Origin of the sequence: Chryseobacterium sp. PvR013, from assembly GCF_017833095.1 — a bacterium.
Classification (GTDB): domain Bacteria; phylum Bacteroidota; class Bacteroidia; order Flavobacteriales; family Weeksellaceae; genus Chryseobacterium; species Chryseobacterium culicis_A.
On sequence record NZ_JAFIBT010000001.1, the window covers coordinates 2175013 to 2190006 of the forward strand.

Genomic DNA, 14994 nt, shown 5'->3' on the forward strand with positions numbered 1-14994 from the left:
TTCACGGCTTTGGTTTTCTTTCAATTGTTTTAATTTCAACTATTACTTTCTTATTAAATTTAACCGCATCTGATCCTGACATGCTTTTACTAAAAATAGTCTCTACATTTTCCTGTTTTAAAAGATTGTCCACCAAAATTGTCCAAAGAATTTCATAGTCAATTGTACACCCTTTTTCAAAAGATATACTATTTTCACTTATTGCATAATTATCATTTATCTTCATAGTTAATTGATTTTGTTTTCGGGGTTAATGATTGATTTTTTATTTATGTAACTTACAGGATAGTCACATCTTCCCATACAACCACAGGTCATTGAATCACCGCATGACTCCTTTTGAATTTTCGCATTCTCAGCAATACGTATCTGCTGTTCCTCCTGTACGAGATCGCAGGCAGCGAAAATGTGCTCTTTTAATTCAGATACACTCATATTTTCATCACATACAGCTTTTTGTAATAAATGCCTCCAGTTGTCATATTTTTGATTCTTCGCATATTGATCAAAGATCTCTTGTTTCTCTTGGTGACTCATGCCTATAAATAATTAAGTGATTTTGCTTTTTCTTGAATTGCTTTCATGTCTGATTCCGAATAACCCCAATGAGGACAGAATAATCCTCCATAACCATTTTCTCCGTTAGACTTTTCGCCAGTTTGAATAAACTGCTTAAAATCTTTTGTCAATCCCCATAGCGTTCCACCTTGTGGCCAACCTTTGGGCTTGTAACCAAACTTAGTACTCAAACTCATTTCTGATCCATTGTATTCATTCTTCATATAAAGCCTACCATTCTTTAGAAATATTTCAGAAACGCCATACTTACCAGAGAAAAACTTCCTGCCACGAGAAGCAATTTCTTTGATAATTTCATTTACTATTTGAATTCTTTGATCTTTATCCATTGTTGTAATTTTTTAAAATTTGACATAAGCATGGTGCGTTCGCTGTTTTTTACGAACTGTTTTTGCACTTTAAATTGTTGTTGTTTTCCCCGGAAGAATACGGCCGGGGTTCCGTTTATTTGAGTTTTATTTTCAAACGCTCAGTTTGATAATCTCTTTCTCCAATTATTTTAGCATTATAGTAAACTCTTTGCTCATTATCGCAAACTTGAAATAATCTATAGTGTGGCTTAATACTATAATGAGCTCGCAATGCCATAACTGGAAAATCTTTAGTTTCTTCTATCATAGCAACATGATACATGTAATAGATCTTACCCTTTGTTCTAAAATGGAAAACTTGTAATAAATCACCTTCTAAGATCTGTTTCCCTGTTTTATCAAAGTAAATATTACTTTTACGCCCTTCCAGGTTCATGATTATTGTTTTATTTTGGTTAGTAAAGATTTAACTTCTGTAGCAAGAGAATTATCTGTTTTGTATAATTCGGTGCAAACTATTTCCAGCATTGCCAGTATCTCATCCTCATAGTCGGGGACTTCCTGAAGCCAGTATTTAGGTTTCATTTGCCAACCGTCTATATTAAAAAAATAATTCAGCGCGAGTGAGAACTTAAGAACTCCCATATTAGTTATATACTCTTTAGTTTGAGAAGGGTTTCGCTCTGATACGGATACTTTAATGTATTTAGTTTTTGACATTTTATAATTATTATTTTATTTTTTCTACAGTTACTTTTTTAAAGCCTAATCTTTCTTTTAAAAATTCTTCCTTATCTTTTATTGAAGTGTTAGAGTCAATTTTCAATTCAATATTTTTAAAAGGCTTTCTAGTAAAAGAAAATATGCAGTACCTATGGTCGATTGTGTCTTGAAATGGATACTTGCACCAAACTTCAATAACTTTATAATAAATTTTCATTTTGTAAAAATTGAGGGTTTGAAATAAAACCGGGCGACATGATGGTTCAAAACGCCACCCGGAAAAACTAACCATGTGAATTTATACTGACTTTTTAAGTGCAATTTCAGACTGCCAAAAAAAATTAATTCCATTTAACTTATCCTGAATTTTTTCTGCAATATCTGTGAAGTCAATTTCTTTAATCGCATCGAAAACACAATCTGTATCACATCCAGTTTCACTTGCATGATTATCGGAAATAACATCTGCCAAATGATCCCTTAATTCTTCCGCATTCATTCCGGCAGGATGCTGTGGTTCTTTATTGCAAAGTGTAGGATTATTTTCCCAATTGATTTCATTTTCCGCGTAATCAGATAAAGATTTTAACGCTTGATAACCATCTGCTGGATAAACGAAATATTCATATCCTTGATCGATTGCTTGTTGTATTGTAAGTCTTGACATGACGTTGTAATTTTAATTGTTAAAAACCCCGACCCGTAAGCCGGGGAAAACTAATAACCATGATGGCCGTTATAGGTGGCCAGCCTTGTTAAACACTTCTATATTTCGTCGTCTGCTACTTTAATGAGCAATTCAGCGTTTTCAACTATTTTTTTTAAATCATCTAAGGTTAATGCGCCCTGAGCATCTAACCAGAAATATTCTTTCGTTCTCTTAGCACCCTTTTCTCCTAATCTTTTAAACTCTAATTTTATAGGAATTTTTCTGCTTTTATCGGTTGATAAAAATTCCGTTTCTGATTGTGCACTTGTTTTTGCCATGTTATTAATGATATTTAATTGTTGATTTTTCCCCAGCTCCGTGTTTTACTCCTACCGCATCAATTCCCACAAAGTTTTTTGATTTAATTTCTGTTTTAGCAGGATTTAAAATTGCTGCAGTTGCCAAGCCTCCGATTAATAATAGAGTGTAAGCGATAATAATGATTGTTGTTTTCATATTGTTTGTTTTTGTTGATACAAATGTACAATTATTTTTGTACAGTGCAAATTATTTTGTACATTTTTTTTTATATCTTTGCTGTATGACAGTTGAAGATTATTTAAAAAATCATTGTAAGGTTGACCTTTCGCACATTGCAAGCAGAATGTGGCCAACAAATAAGAACGCTGCTGCATATTTAAGCAGAAAGCTGAATAATTCTGATGGAAGATCTTTTTCTAAGAAAGATGCGGTTAAGGCTTTGGAAGTATTAAAAGAGCTTTCCATTGAACTTAATGCTTTAACTGTTGACTAACCCTTCCTCAAAACTGACTCCTGGAATTTAATAACTCGCTGCTGCTGTTCTTCAGTAGAAGTTAAAAACGTGAATACAAAATCCTCAATACCGATTTCTTTTTGATCAAAGTTTTCATTTCCGGTGAAGTGCTTATTCAACTGTTTAAAGGCTGTGATCAAATCAAAAACTCCATCACGCGAATGAATCAAACCTTTATTTTTTAACATCTTAGTTCCGGTGTCAATTATCGTTGTTCCGATAGCGCAGAAGCTTAACCATTTTTCGACATCATCCCTGTCTTTTTCGCTGTAGTTTTGCGGACCCGCTAAAGGTTTTATTAATTGCTTTTGTTGAACTTGCGCCGTGTTAATGAAAGAAACTGATACCGGCACATTACCTGTTCTGTTTTTTAAAAGTTTTGAGTAATTCATTTTCTTGATAAAATTCTCTTCGTTGAAATTTTTGATTCTATTTTTAAATTCCTGATTGAACTTTGAAAGCCCTTCATACTTTCGTATGTGATACAATACCGTTGAGTGATCCTTTTTGACAATGTGGGCAATATTCATCAGTGTATAACCTGCATTACGTAAATTGTAAATGAATATCGAAAGATCATCCAGTAAATCCGTTGGCGTTCGGTTAACTTTTGTTTTCATGGCTCTTTGATTTTACTTGTTCAGAAACCCACTCATAAACCTTATCGTTTTTAACGTGAGTTATAGCCATTGCATGTAGTCTATCGAAAGAAAAAGCGATTTCATTTGTCATAGCTTTTTTCTTATCCTCAAAATACTCTGAAAGCTGTTTTAATTCAAAAGCGTTAAATAGGATCGAATTTGGCTTCTTTTTTTCTTTCGCGAGTATTTGTGTCATTTTCTCTTTTATCGCGATTTTTTGACTATCTGTGTCGCTTACAAAGGCAACCAATCCTCCTTTCTTAATTGCGAATTCATAAAACAGAAAAGCATGATCACATTTTTCGCCTCTTTTAACAGCTTCCACCAAAGCATCCCAATTCTTTTTCTTTTCGGCTTTGATTTCTTCTGGAGTTATTTCCGGTTCTGGGTTTAAGATTTTCTTAAGCTGTTCCCTTCCGGCTTCCAGTTGCTTATCGTTTTGTTTGTATCGCTCGTAAGCTTTCAAAATCTTTCCGGTGGTATTGGTTGACAACATTGGCAAACACTCAATCTCATTTCCGTTCTGATCTAACAGCTCGCGCTTCAATGCCATCCTGTGCGCTTGAAAAATTTCCGAAGCAGTAAGGCGGTAATCCATGATGAACAACAACCAAGTATCTTTCATTTCGTCCTTTTCCCTTTGTCGTTCCCTAACCTGGAAAAGTGTAAGAATATCATTAACAAGCTTTTCCTTTATTTCGGCAGATGATTTAGCGATAGACTCCAGGAATATTTCCCTTTGCAAAATCTTCGGCAAGTCTTCCAGCTGCCTCTTGGATATTGTAAGTTGCTTGTTGCGCAGGTGTATTATTTCCTGTGGCTCCTGTTTGATTATTTGATTTTCCATTGTTTATGTCTTTGTCTTTGTAGTTTCCTTCAAGGATCTTAACAAAATTCGTAGGTTTTAAAATCCAGTCAAAATCTGCTGTCCATTCGTTCCGGTTATTTCCCGCAAGGAATTTAGACTCACCAGCAAGCTTAATGACTTCTTTTACTTTTTCAATTCCGTAATCACTTATTCTGGCGTTTATTGATTTTTTCCTCAGTTTGGTAAGTATTTGCACTTTTGGCAACCCTGAACAATTCTCATGAAAACAATCAATAATTTCTTTTTCTTTTTTGGCGGAACTTTTTTCTTTTTCTTCAGATCCAGTATTTACCTGTTCTGATAATTCATCTTTTTTTTCTTCTGGAAATAAATTTTCTATAGATTCAAAATTTTGGGTGGGGGCTCCTTTTTTTTCTCCTTCCCCTTCAGTTTCTACTTCTACTTCTACTTCTTCTTCAGGCTGACAACTCGCCAGCGACTTGCCCGCGACTTGCTGACAATTTTCAATTATCACGTTTTCAGGTATTTGCGGAAAACATCTTTTCATACTTCGCAATCTTTGGTTAAAATTCAAAATATTTAGAAATGGCTTGTTTTCGGCATCGTAGAGGACGATCAAACCGGATGAAGCTAACTCTTGTAACCATCGGGTAATGTCGGTTTCTCTAATATTCTTCAGCGGGAAACAAAACGCATTTAATAGTTTGGGATTTGCGTGATATGATCCGAAATCATCGGCTTTCATAATTAAACGTGTTAAAAGAACTTCTGCCTGAAAAGAAAGATTATCTACTGGCTCACTGTCTGTCCAGTCTCGTAAAATTCTTTGTGGCATATCTTCATTTTAATTCTTATAATTCAATTTGGTAACCATGCTAAAACATCACTAATGCATGGTAGTTTTTTTAGATCTTATCAATAGCTCTTTGGATTCTTAGTCGTTCAACTTCTTCCGGCTTGAAGAAATATCTACCGCCTATCTTTTCAGCTTCTACTTTTCCGGCGATTCTCATAGTGCTAAGACTTGTTGGATGAACTTCTAAAATTTTAGCAGCCGCCAATGTAGATAGTAATCCGTCATCAGGTTTTGAAGCTTTGGGCATTCTTTCTTTTTCCAGCTCCATTGTGTACTGACATTCTCCGGGTCTTGCAAATCTGGCTTTACGATTAAGAGTTTTGGCGTAAATTAATGTCGCGGTAGCATCCAGCATTCCAAGAGCTTTTGAAACTGTGCTGTTTGGAATTTTATCACCTGGCAAGTAACCTAATTCTTTACATAGGCTTGATTTAATTGCCTCAATTTCGGGGTTTAGTTTTGGATTTTTCATTGGTTTTCTTTTTGTCGTTGTCTAATCTGATTAAGCTTTTTTCATTCCATTTGAAGAGACCGTTGCTGTCACGGCCTGACCAGTATCCGTCTTTTTCTTTCATTAGGAAAGTTTTTGGATTTTCCAGGCAACTATTGAGTTGAAGTATTTAATTTCACCCTGAGGAGAAATCCATTCTCTCCCTTGTATGTTAATTCCTACATTAACATTATCTCCTTCCTTAAATGTATCTAGTATGTCTATTTTATTCCCCATAATTTCAATGCTTACAGGCTGTGGGTATTGTTCCTGAGTCAGTAGAATGAACTCTCTTTTTTGAAATCCAGAAGCAAATGTTTCAGTGTTTCCGATCTTTTTAATTGTTCCTTGTAGTTCCATTATTTAAATTTTTCTGTTAGTAAGTTTTCATTGATCCAATCAAATGCATTAGATTTCCATGTATTTGTCTTACGAATGAGAAGTCTTTGTTTGTTTGGATAAATATCAATCCATCCATGCTTTTCATGGTACAATCCATAACTTCCGTTTTTCCGCATAAATACGCTATACTCAAACCCTAAGAATTGCAATACAACTTTTTTGAAGAAAACTTGATTTGATTGGCCCATTTTAAATTAATTGTAAGTGTGTTGCTAATGTTGTGTTAAGTGAGTTTAGATATTCTCTTGCCATGATAATCATGTCTTTCATTTGAGCAATTACCTTTTCGTCTCGGTAAATGATAAATTCTTTTATTCTTGCTTCTTTGGGAATATCAGCATAAGTCATGTTGTTGGTTATTTCCTGATCTAAATCTTCCGGAAGACCATCAATGAATCCCAACTTCCACCCGGTTTTTCTTTTTTCATCAATGATTAATTCGTCTGGAGTATCAACAAGGCCATAAACTAATTTTGCTTTTTTTACGTTTGGCCTTAGATCCATGTAAGCCTGTAGCTGATACTCATAATCTTCATTTGGCACGTCATCTTTAAAAAGAGGAAATGTTTCATAATCCCATGAGCTTTTAAAATCTATTATTTCATCATCTTCCTCAATATCCATTTCTCCTGAAAAGAATTCATTTTCATATCGAACCTCGTTCTTAATTAGAAAAGTCCCTTTTACTTCATTGTACTGATTGATATTTTCCTCTTCAACAGCTATTCCTTTTATTAGGTATTTGCTCTGTATATCTTTTTTCCTATTGAAAACCTTTTCCTTAAAAATTGTGTCCAGATATGTTTTTGCTCCATCGGATAATTCAGGTTTCGCATCTCTCTTTTTAATCAAGTCCCCCAGCGTAACTATTTGCTTATCTGTAATTTTTCCAGAATAAATTTTTTCCATTAATCCCACCAACGTTTCTGACTGATTTTGCGTTAAAGGCTTTGGAAGTCCTTTCATTATTTTGCCAATAGCATGAGGGCGGAATTTGTAATTTGAAAAATCATGCACTCTTAACATTTTCTAATTCTTTTTTACGTTCTGTTACTAATACTTTGTATCTCTGTTGTTGCTCTTTTGACATTTTTCCGAATAACCTGCCAAGCTCTGAAACCTCCTTGCAAGCATTAATTTCATTGGTGAGATCAGTGTCAATTATTGGCTGTTTCTTTACGATTCTAACACCTCCTACAACATCACCTTTCATTTTCACCGTGCTATCAATAAATAGCTCAATTAGTAATCCTTTCCAGTCTTCTACGAATGATGAACCAGAGAACCCTTTTAATACCGAAGCGTTTGTTGCATTTAGAACTAATGGCTTAATGTTTTCTTCAAAATATGCGATATTGAAGTTTCCTTTTTTTCCCGCTACACTTACTCCTAACTCCTGTTTAACTTCCCGTATTTTGAAAACAAGCCTTCTACCCTCTTCAAGATAGTCTTCAAGATCTGCCACCCCAAGGTGATCAGACTTGTACACTTTTCTGAAGTGCGTTTTAGATTGTTTTTCCATTTTAATTAATTGTTTTAGTATAGACAGCGTAAGAAGTACGCCCGATCTTTTTTGATGATGTTTGAAATATCTTTTGCTTTGCTTTTAGTTCGCTGAAACGTCCAGAAATTGTGTGAATCGGAACTCCCAGTATATTTGCGATCTCTATTGTTGATTTAATCCCGTCTACTTCATTTAAAACCCTATCCTGCATTTTAGGAATTGTCACCTTTACCTGTTTGAATGCCAGTTTGGAATTTGCGTTGTTCCGCCCCCGGCTGTAGTCTTGAATATCCATATCTTCATTTTTGCTTTGGTTATTACTTTATTATAAATCCATCTCCAAAATATTTTTTTGATTTAGTATCTGTTCGCTGAAACCACGACCTCTTAGATCTTCCACTTAATCCATTATCCATTTGGCGATAAAAAGGCATATTGTGTGAACTTTCCGCATATAAAAAACCATTTTCATCTAGCTTTAAAATTCCCGTTGTAATCTTGCTTGTTAAATAAATTTGTTTTCCAATTAGATTGTTACAGGTAAAGTCCAATGTTATTTCATCTCCAACTTTTAGATTATTCAGCTTTAAAAATTGATCCCTGTACTTCAATAAATATTCTTTTTGGAGACTTTTTTTATCGGGAAACAGCAACTGTGATTTTTCCATTATTATTGATTTGATTGTTTAAACTCTTTGATGAACTCGTTTAAGACCTGCATTTCCATTTCGGTTAATGTATCGTGGCCTAGTCTTTTGCCATTTATGTAGAAGATCCCGCCTTCATTAGCAATTGTAATTCTTACAGATAGCGTCATGATTATGATTTTTTAAGTGTCCAGTATTCATCTACTAATGTTTTATGCAGCGAAACAGCCAGCGGATTAGAAAATTTAAAAGCAGTCTTTAGTCGTTCAAGCCAAAACTGATCTTTAATCCCTACCGGTTCAGTTACAATTTGTTTTCTATCGGCAATTGGAAGTTGTAGGTAGTCTGTAATTGTCATAATTATTGTTTTTTAAGTAAGTATTCTAATAAGTAAACACACTGCTGTAGAAACCAGCATTTGAGTAGAAATAAAGCTTTCATGATGCTAGTCTTAAAAAGTTAGACCTGTTTTCTGAAAAGCTTATCCCGGAGTTCTTGAAAAGATTGATATTGTGCATTCCATCAACCGCTCTACTTCTCCAATAAGCAACATGATGCATTTGACCACCTTTACTCCCGTTTCTATAAGTTGTAAACCAGCGAGCGATCATTCTCTTTATTCTCTTGTAACCAGGATTCGTTTTTAAAACCATTCCCGAAACCTCTCCCAATTGATTTAATATCTTAAACTCATTAAACCTAACATGGATCATCTCACCTCCTTCCAACCTCACAAGCCCAATCACTCGCATTCTGTTAAATCTGTAATCAAGCTTCTTGCAAAAACTAAAGCTCTTGATCTCTTTTCCTAAAATTGTTTTTTGTACTTTTGCCATGATGTGGTAATTTTTTAATTACTTCGTTTTTGCCGAGTCACCTTTGCCGAGGTGGCTCATTTTTTTGCAAAATATTTTTCTTTGAAATCCTTGAATGATTTAGAGTTTTTTAAGAAGCTTGAATATTCCTGCTCAATTTCCCGCTTCGTCTTTTTCCTATTTTTTAAACCACTCAAAATCTTTTTACATAATTCCTCTCTTGTCTCAGAAGGAAGCTTTAGTAAATAATCTTCTGCTATTTGGTAGTCTAGGTTCATTATTGTAGAATTAAACTAAGTTCCTTTTTGCATCGTAAGGCTTCTTTTCTTTTAGCTTCTGCATTGTTGTAAGCTTTTTTAGCCAGAGAAATGATTCCCTTTTTGTTATCTTCGGTTACATTGCCAACTCTTCTTTTTAAATAGTTCAATGTTGACACGCTAATTCCAGTTTCAGCATTAACATCTGCTATATCCTGAGCTGTTGTAAACTCCTTTAGAAAATGAGACACTTCCGCTCTAATTGTCTTCCCTACTTCTAAATTTTCCATATGTTATTTATTTTAATTAAAAATTAGTTTTATCACTGTTTTTTCACATCCAACAAAAACTCTATCTTTGCGTTGTTGTTTTGTTGAGACAAATATATAACAAGTTACATCACAAACCAAACTTTTTATATAATTTATTACATATATTATATAACTAGTTGATTTTCAATAATATTATTTTTATGGATAAAAGAGATGAATTGCTAGAAGAGGCCCTAAAACTGATAAACAAGTACTCAATAACCGCTTACGATATTTCGCAAGGGACAGGCATCTCAGCAGTTGGTATACAAAAAATTATAAATGGGGAGTCGAAACGTCCACTAGAAAGAACATTAGAAACAATAACTAGTTATATAAAACAAAAATATATTTCTGATGCTAATAGTCACGATAAGAATGAAGGTAGTGAAATAAAAAATAAGCCACATGACGAGCAAATGGCTATACTTCATAAAGATATATTAGAATTAAGAAAAGAAAACAATAATTTGTCAGATAAACTAGATGACACTATAGCATTAATAGAGCTTTACCTTTCCCCAATAGCAATGAAGATGGGAATAAGTATAGATCAAGATTTAAAGAAAAAACTACTTGAACATCTTAATTAGAGCTTGTTCTAAGCATAGAAATACAAAAGTTAAATTTACACAAATCTAAATCCGATAAACATATATTAAATAAAACAAATGACTGCTCGTCTGAGAAAATACTTTTCCTTAGCTTAAGCAATAATGTATGATTATTACTAATATAATCTTCAAAAGTAATTAGACCGCATTTGTAAAGCTCCTCATTTCTAAAATGGAGAGTCATTATTTTTTTCCTGTTTTCTTTTTTACCCTCCATTATTTTTCGTTGCTATTTGTTCAATCGTGTTAAACTGAATCTCATCTAGGCGGATAAGATCCTTAATGTGTTCATTTAATCGATATATAACGTAAAACACTGGAATAAGCATTATCAAGAACCCAAGCCTGTGCCACCAATCCGGATCTATTTCATAACCAAACCTCATTAATTCGTACATTGTTAACGAATACAATGATGCATATATTGGCAAAATATAACAATGTATATATGCTCGCATGTATCTTCCTAAACAACATAGCGCTATAGCAACATAAAGACTTTCAATCCATATATCTGATCTTAGTTTTACTCCCCTACCATCAAGCATATCATTGAAACTTGGATCAATCCAAGACCATATATTATCAGTAAAAGGCACAAAGCCCGATAATATTACTATTACCGAGCCTAAAACTTTCAAGTAAGTTAATTTGTGCTTACTTACTTTATATTTTATGTAATTAATGACTCTATTACCTCCTAGGCGGGATAGGAACGTCTTTCGGATCTCCTCCATCAATTGGATCTGTATTGGTTACTGGATCTTCTGCCAAACCATTTCGAATAATGATTGTATCATTCGTTACGGCATCTTCGCCTTCACGGCTTTGAAGTCCAGAATTGTTTAACTTAAAGTTTTGGTTACTGTTTTTGACCTTTTCTATAGCTTCCTGTCTCGCTTCATCATCACGGTCAGAACATGAATAAAGTAAAACTGCAGCTGCAGCAGTCAAAATAATTAGTTTTGTCTTCATAGATAACTGTTTTTTAATTCATTGCAAAAATAACAATTCTAAAACGACAACTACTACACTATATCACTTTTTCATGAAATGCTAATATAATATTTTATTTAACACATTGTTTAGTGTGTTATAAATATTTTCAAATATTATAAATTTTCTTGATAATACATTACGGGTTTCCGTAAAATGTGAAATCTTTTTAATTTTTATATTTGCAAAAAATTTAATCATGAAAAAAAATTTATGTATTTTTTTATTATTGACTTTTAGTTTATTTTCAAGTCAGATGACAGAAGTTAAGAGTAATAGGAAAGAGATTGGGAGTATACAGTCTGGAATGTCCAAAACTAAAATTACATTAGAAAAAATAAATGATGATTATTATGTTTTTTCATTCATTGATAACTCTTATGAGCAATTAAAAATTCCTGAAGCTGTAATATTAAATGAAAAGCCAGAAACAATGTATGCCTTTTATAAAAGTGTATTTGATGATTATGAAAATGCAGATGTAAAAGAAAAAATATTTAAATCAGGCGATTATAAAATAACAGTTAATTTTTTAGGTAAAATACCAGAAAGACACACTGCAATATTTTTTCAAAAAGTTAATTCTACCAAAGTTGTTGTTACTCCTTTTTTAAGTATTTTAGAATGGTTTGCTTTACTTTCAGATGTTGACAAAAAATAAATATATGAAATTTATATATAGTTTAATTTTATTAACAAGTTCAATTTTTAGTTTCTCTCAAGAACTAAAATATGAAGAAGTTGTAAAAGTCGATTCTTTAACAACTAAAGATGAACTATACAATAGGGCTAGAAGCTGGTACGCAGACACATTTCATAGTGAAAAGGATGTAATGAGTATTGACGATAAAAATTTGGGAGAGATTTCCGGGAATGGAGCTATCAGATATGAGCCTAGAGGTTTCTATTTTGGAGCCTTATGTGCAACAGGATATATATCTTATAAAATAAATATATATGTAAAGGATGGAAGATATAAGTATAACTTCCATTCATTTATCCATGAAGGAACAAGATGTCCCGGAGGCGGTGGATTAGTTTCATATGGCCTTTTAACACAAGATAAAGAGCATCCAAAACAACCTAATAAAGGATGGAGAGAAGTTAAAGATTTAGCAAACACAACTGCTGAAAGATTGATTTCTTCATTAAATGAAGCTATGAACAAAAAACACGAAACAACCAACAACTGGTAAAAATAAAGCCCCAAACGGGGCCTTTTTTATGCAGATAAGTAAAACTTTGAAAATATAATTAGCATACAATAATTGCTGTATAAAATACAAATGTTTAAATTTGCTTCTTAATGTAGAAGCGATCAATGAAGTCGAGACAATTGCACCGTATGGTAAAGAAAAATGGATGGCTTCACATTAGAACTGATGGAAGTCACTACATTTATGCGAAGAATGGAAAAACTTACCCTGTACCATTTCATGGTTCAAAGGAAGTCGGTAAAGGTCTTGAAAGAAAGATCATCAAGGAGATGGGGCTTTAATTAGCCCCTTGTTTTAAAACTTGATTATTAAAAATCAAAATTTATGCTTATGTGTACTATAAAAGTTATAATTGAAAAAACCCCGGATTGGTATAACTCTTATGCAGAAAATGTAGAAGGATTATATGGTGGCGGCAAAACAATAGAGGACGCAAAGAATTCTATAATAAAGTCCATCAAACTGCTTAAAAAATATAACGACGAAGAAAATGTTCCGAATATTTTGAAAGGTAAATATGATATTGTCTTTTACCTGGATAATGATATAATAAATTAAAAAAAATTGTCCGACTAGATCTTATACATTATTAAATAAGCCACTCTTTAAAGAGTGGCTTTATTCTATATTAAATTTTATCCACAATTTTGTTATGAATTTATCAAGGTGCTCTATCAATATGGTGTGGTTTTCATTTCTCTTTTTCTATATTTGCAATATAATTGTAGTAAAAAAATAGTAAAAAACTCAGTAAAAACACTACAAATCAACCTTATACAAAAATCATAACTTACTGTAATACAACATCATCTAAAATGTAGTAAAATTTAGTTATTTTTGCATTATGGAATGGTTTGAATCTTGGTTTGATACCCCTTATTATCATTTGCTTTATAGCAACAGAGACTATACTGAAGCTGAAAACTTCATTACAAAGCTTACTGCGGACCTTCAGCTTCCGCCTCAGTCGAAAATCATAGATCTTGCCTGTGGAAAGGGAAGACACTCTGTTTTCCTCAATAAATTAGGGTATGATGTTTTGGGTCTTGACCTATCAAGACAAAGTATTGAATCTGATAAACAGTATGAAAATCAAACACTGATTTTTGAAGTTCATGATATGAGAAACCCAATTGATGCAGATCCTATGGATGCTGTATTCAACTTATTTACGAGTTTTGGGTACTTTGATAATGAAAATGATGATAAAAAAGTATTTCAATCGGTTTATAATGCATTGAAGCCCGGAGGATATTTTGTCCTTGATTATCTGAATGAAGCGTATGTAAGAAATACACTGATCCCTGAAACAACAGTCACACGCAGTGATATTGATTTCAGGATCCTGAAAAAAATCGAAAGCAGGCATGTCATCAAAGATATCCGTTTTGAAGCTGACGGTAAACCGTTTCATTTTTTTGAAAAGGTAAAGCTTCATACATTAGAAGCCATTCACAACTATGCCTCTGAATGTGGCTTTGAAAGAATAAAAATCTGGGGAGACTATCAGCTGAATGAATTTAATAAAGAAAATTCCCCACGTTGTATCAATTTATTTAAGAAAAAATAATGACAACAGTACTTTTACTGATTTTAAGTGTCGTAACAGGCGTATTTCTGGGAAAACACTTTGGTAAAAAAGAAAAACTGGCTAAAAATCTTTTGATATTGAGTGCCGGTTTTTTAATTACGATCTGTCTCAATGAAGTTTTCCCTCAGGTGTATACCTCTGCCGGAAGCAGTAATCTTGGGATATTCGTCATCGGAGGAGTTCTTCTTCAGATGATTCTGGAAGCACTTACCAAAGGTTTTGAACACGGACACTTCCATCATCATAGTGAACATAATATCCTTCCCGTTGCCTTAATGGTAGGTTTATTCATCCATGCTTTCATTGAAGGAATTCCTCTTGCCAATGAAACGCACGAGATGTCTCCTTATCTTTGGGGGATTGTATTTCACAATCTGCCTATTTCATTTATTCTGGGGGCATTTTTATTTAACAGAAAGGGAGAATCAAAAAGTTCGTCCTCTTATCCTTCTATTCTCATTGTAGCCTTATTTGCCCTGGCTTCTCCAATGGGAATGTTATTAGGAAACTATTTCAATCCTGATCTTCAGCCCTATTTTCTGGCTATTGTAGGAGGAATATTTCTTCATATTTCCTCTGTAATCATTTTTGAAAGTAATAAAAATCATAATATAGACTGGGTAAAAATCGGACTGGTAGTTTTAGGAGTTTCACTTGCATTGATGATGCATGTTTTCCATCAGCATCCTACCGCTGTTCATTCTCATTAAAAAGTAAAAAAGCTCCG

30 protein-coding genes and 1 pseudogene are annotated in these 14994 nt (G+C 33.3%); 8 read left to right on the forward strand and 23 right to left on the reverse strand.

Annotated features, from left to right (window positions below; genetic code table 11):
* Position 1 precedes the first annotated feature (1 nt).
* From JOE44_RS09690 to JOE44_RS09730, 9 genes are all read right to left on the reverse strand, one after another.
* Entirely contained in the window at positions 2-226 is a 225-nt protein-coding gene (locus tag JOE44_RS09690) for a hypothetical protein (RefSeq protein ID WP_209785413.1), read from the reverse strand.
* A 2-nt stretch (positions 227-228) separates the two neighbouring features.
* On the reverse strand, positions 229-537 hold the full coding sequence (locus JOE44_RS09695) for a hypothetical protein (RefSeq protein WP_209785414.1): 309 nt from the start codon (positions 535-537) through the stop codon (positions 229-231).
* A 2-nt stretch (positions 538-539) separates the two neighbouring features.
* On the reverse strand, positions 540-908 hold the full coding sequence (locus JOE44_RS09700; protein WP_209785415.1) for a hypothetical protein: 369 nt from the start codon (positions 906-908) through the stop codon (positions 540-542).
* Positions 909-1023: 115 nt separating this feature from the next.
* Positions 1024-1326: a hypothetical protein gene (locus JOE44_RS09705; RefSeq protein WP_209785416.1), complete on the reverse strand. Its 303-nt coding sequence runs from the start codon at positions 1324-1326 to the stop codon at positions 1024-1026.
* A gap of 2 nt (positions 1327-1328) precedes the next feature.
* Positions 1329-1610, reverse strand: a complete 282-nt coding sequence (locus JOE44_RS09710) for a hypothetical protein (protein WP_209785417.1) — start codon at positions 1608-1610, stop codon at positions 1329-1331.
* 10 nt (positions 1611-1620) lie between these two features.
* A complete protein-coding gene (locus JOE44_RS09715) occupies positions 1621-1830 on the reverse strand; it encodes a hypothetical protein (protein WP_209785418.1) in 210 nt (69 codons plus the stop codon).
* An 81-nt stretch (positions 1831-1911) separates the two neighbouring features.
* Positions 1912-2280 (reverse strand): hypothetical protein, encoded by a 369-nt coding sequence (locus JOE44_RS09720; RefSeq protein ID WP_209785419.1) that lies wholly within the window; start codon positions 2278-2280, stop codon positions 1912-1914.
* Positions 2281-2378: 98 nt separating this feature from the next.
* Positions 2379-2600: a hypothetical protein gene (locus JOE44_RS09725; protein ID WP_209785420.1), complete on the reverse strand. Its 222-nt coding sequence runs from the start codon at positions 2598-2600 to the stop codon at positions 2379-2381.
* 4 nt (positions 2601-2604) lie between these two features.
* A complete protein-coding gene (locus tag JOE44_RS09730; RefSeq protein ID WP_209785421.1) occupies positions 2605-2778 on the reverse strand; it encodes a hypothetical protein in 174 nt (57 codons plus the stop codon).
* A gap of 85 nt (positions 2779-2863) precedes the next feature.
* On the opposite strand from JOE44_RS09730, the gene JOE44_RS09735 reads away from it, so the two are divergent.
* On the forward strand, positions 2864-3076 hold the full coding sequence (locus JOE44_RS09735; protein ID WP_209785422.1) for a hypothetical protein: 213 nt from the start codon (positions 2864-2866) through the stop codon (positions 3074-3076).
* Here JOE44_RS09735 and JOE44_RS09740 read toward each other — a convergent pair.
* From JOE44_RS09740 to JOE44_RS09790, 12 genes and pseudogenes are all read right to left on the reverse strand, one after another.
* Entirely contained in the window at positions 3073-3717 is a 645-nt protein-coding gene (locus JOE44_RS09740) for a hypothetical protein (protein WP_209785423.1), read from the reverse strand. The genes JOE44_RS09735 and JOE44_RS09740 overlap by 4 nt on opposite strands.
* 731 nt (positions 3718-4448) lie before the next feature.
* The gene (locus JOE44_RS09745) at positions 4449-5402 is read right to left on the reverse strand and encodes a hypothetical protein (protein ID WP_209785424.1); all 954 of its coding nucleotides are present in this window, start codon (positions 5400-5402) and stop codon (positions 4449-4451) included.
* A 70-nt stretch (positions 5403-5472) separates the two neighbouring features.
* On the reverse strand, positions 5473-5895 hold the full coding sequence (locus tag JOE44_RS09750) for a helix-turn-helix domain-containing protein (RefSeq protein WP_209785425.1): 423 nt from the start codon (positions 5893-5895) through the stop codon (positions 5473-5475).
* The gene (locus JOE44_RS25270) at positions 5864-5998 is read right to left on the reverse strand and encodes a hypothetical protein (RefSeq protein ID WP_280894008.1); all 135 of its coding nucleotides are present in this window, start codon (positions 5996-5998) and stop codon (positions 5864-5866) included. The genes JOE44_RS09750 and JOE44_RS25270 overlap by 32 nt, the downstream gene beginning before the upstream one ends.
* Before the next feature lie 8 nt (positions 5999-6006).
* Positions 6007-6273: pseudogene (locus JOE44_RS09755) on the reverse strand (DUF3127 domain-containing protein); the annotation flags it as partial.
* Between the two features lie 231 nt (positions 6274-6504).
* On the reverse strand, positions 6505-7281 hold the full coding sequence (locus tag JOE44_RS09760; RefSeq protein WP_209785427.1) for a hypothetical protein: 777 nt from the start codon (positions 7279-7281) through the stop codon (positions 6505-6507).
* Between the two features lie 43 nt (positions 7282-7324).
* On the reverse strand, positions 7325-7837 hold the full coding sequence (locus JOE44_RS09765; protein ID WP_209785428.1) for a hypothetical protein: 513 nt from the start codon (positions 7835-7837) through the stop codon (positions 7325-7327).
* A 1-nt stretch (position 7838) separates the two neighbouring features.
* Complete coding sequence (locus JOE44_RS09770; protein WP_209785429.1) at positions 7839-8114, reverse strand: hypothetical protein; 276 nt, start codon at positions 8112-8114, stop codon at positions 7839-7841.
* 22 nt (positions 8115-8136) lie between these two features.
* On the reverse strand, positions 8137-8487 hold the full coding sequence (locus JOE44_RS09775) for a hypothetical protein (protein ID WP_209785430.1): 351 nt from the start codon (positions 8485-8487) through the stop codon (positions 8137-8139).
* 151 nt (positions 8488-8638) lie between these two features.
* Entirely contained in the window at positions 8639-8824 is a 186-nt protein-coding gene (locus JOE44_RS09780; protein WP_209785431.1) for a hypothetical protein, read from the reverse strand.
* Between the two features lie 79 nt (positions 8825-8903).
* Positions 8904-9302, reverse strand: coding sequence for a hypothetical protein (locus JOE44_RS09785; protein ID WP_209785432.1), 399 nt, complete (start codon positions 9300-9302; stop codon positions 8904-8906).
* A 256-nt stretch (positions 9303-9558) separates the two neighbouring features.
* Positions 9559-9828 (reverse strand): hypothetical protein, encoded by a 270-nt coding sequence (locus JOE44_RS09790; RefSeq protein WP_209785433.1) that lies wholly within the window; start codon positions 9826-9828, stop codon positions 9559-9561.
* Positions 9829-10010: 182 nt separating this feature from the next.
* Between JOE44_RS09790 and JOE44_RS09795 the strand changes: the two genes are divergently transcribed.
* Positions 10011-10442 (forward strand): hypothetical protein, encoded by a 432-nt coding sequence (locus tag JOE44_RS09795; protein WP_209785434.1) that lies wholly within the window; start codon positions 10011-10013, stop codon positions 10440-10442.
* 227 nt (positions 10443-10669) lie between these two features.
* Here JOE44_RS09795 and JOE44_RS09800 read toward each other — a convergent pair whose 3' ends face one another.
* Together JOE44_RS09800 and JOE44_RS09805 are read right to left on the reverse strand one after the other, a co-directional pair.
* A complete protein-coding gene (locus JOE44_RS09800) occupies positions 10670-11104 on the reverse strand; it encodes a hypothetical protein (protein WP_209785435.1) in 435 nt (144 codons plus the stop codon).
* 52 nt (positions 11105-11156) lie between these two features.
* Positions 11157-11438 (reverse strand): hypothetical protein, encoded by a 282-nt coding sequence (locus JOE44_RS09805; RefSeq protein ID WP_209785436.1) that lies wholly within the window; start codon positions 11436-11438, stop codon positions 11157-11159.
* Between the two features lie 220 nt (positions 11439-11658).
* Here JOE44_RS09805 and JOE44_RS09810 point away from each other — a divergent pair, with 220 nt between their 5' ends.
* The 6 genes from JOE44_RS09810 to JOE44_RS09835 all read left to right on the forward strand — a co-directional run bounded on the left by JOE44_RS09810 (position 11659) and on the right by JOE44_RS09835 (position 14977).
* Positions 11659-12120, forward strand: a complete 462-nt coding sequence (locus JOE44_RS09810) for a hypothetical protein (RefSeq protein WP_209785437.1) — start codon at positions 11659-11661, stop codon at positions 12118-12120.
* A 4-nt stretch (positions 12121-12124) separates the two neighbouring features.
* Positions 12125-12655 (forward strand): DUF4468 domain-containing protein, encoded by a 531-nt coding sequence (locus tag JOE44_RS09815; protein WP_209785438.1) that lies wholly within the window; start codon positions 12125-12127, stop codon positions 12653-12655.
* A 125-nt stretch (positions 12656-12780) separates the two neighbouring features.
* The gene (locus JOE44_RS09820; protein ID WP_209785439.1) at positions 12781-12957 is read left to right on the forward strand and encodes a type II toxin-antitoxin system HicA family toxin; all 177 of its coding nucleotides are present in this window, start codon (positions 12781-12783) and stop codon (positions 12955-12957) included.
* A gap of 49 nt (positions 12958-13006) precedes the next feature.
* The gene (locus JOE44_RS09825) at positions 13007-13234 is read left to right on the forward strand and encodes a hypothetical protein (RefSeq protein WP_209785440.1); all 228 of its coding nucleotides are present in this window, start codon (positions 13007-13009) and stop codon (positions 13232-13234) included.
* A 286-nt stretch (positions 13235-13520) separates the two neighbouring features.
* On the forward strand, positions 13521-14246 hold the full coding sequence (locus tag JOE44_RS09830) for a class I SAM-dependent methyltransferase (RefSeq protein ID WP_209785441.1): 726 nt from the start codon (positions 13521-13523) through the stop codon (positions 14244-14246).
* Positions 14246-14977, forward strand: a complete 732-nt coding sequence (locus tag JOE44_RS09835) for a ZIP family metal transporter (protein ID WP_209785442.1) — start codon at positions 14246-14248, stop codon at positions 14975-14977. The genes JOE44_RS09830 and JOE44_RS09835 overlap by 1 nt, the downstream gene beginning before the upstream one ends.
* The last annotated feature ends 17 nt before the right edge of the window (positions 14978-14994 follow it).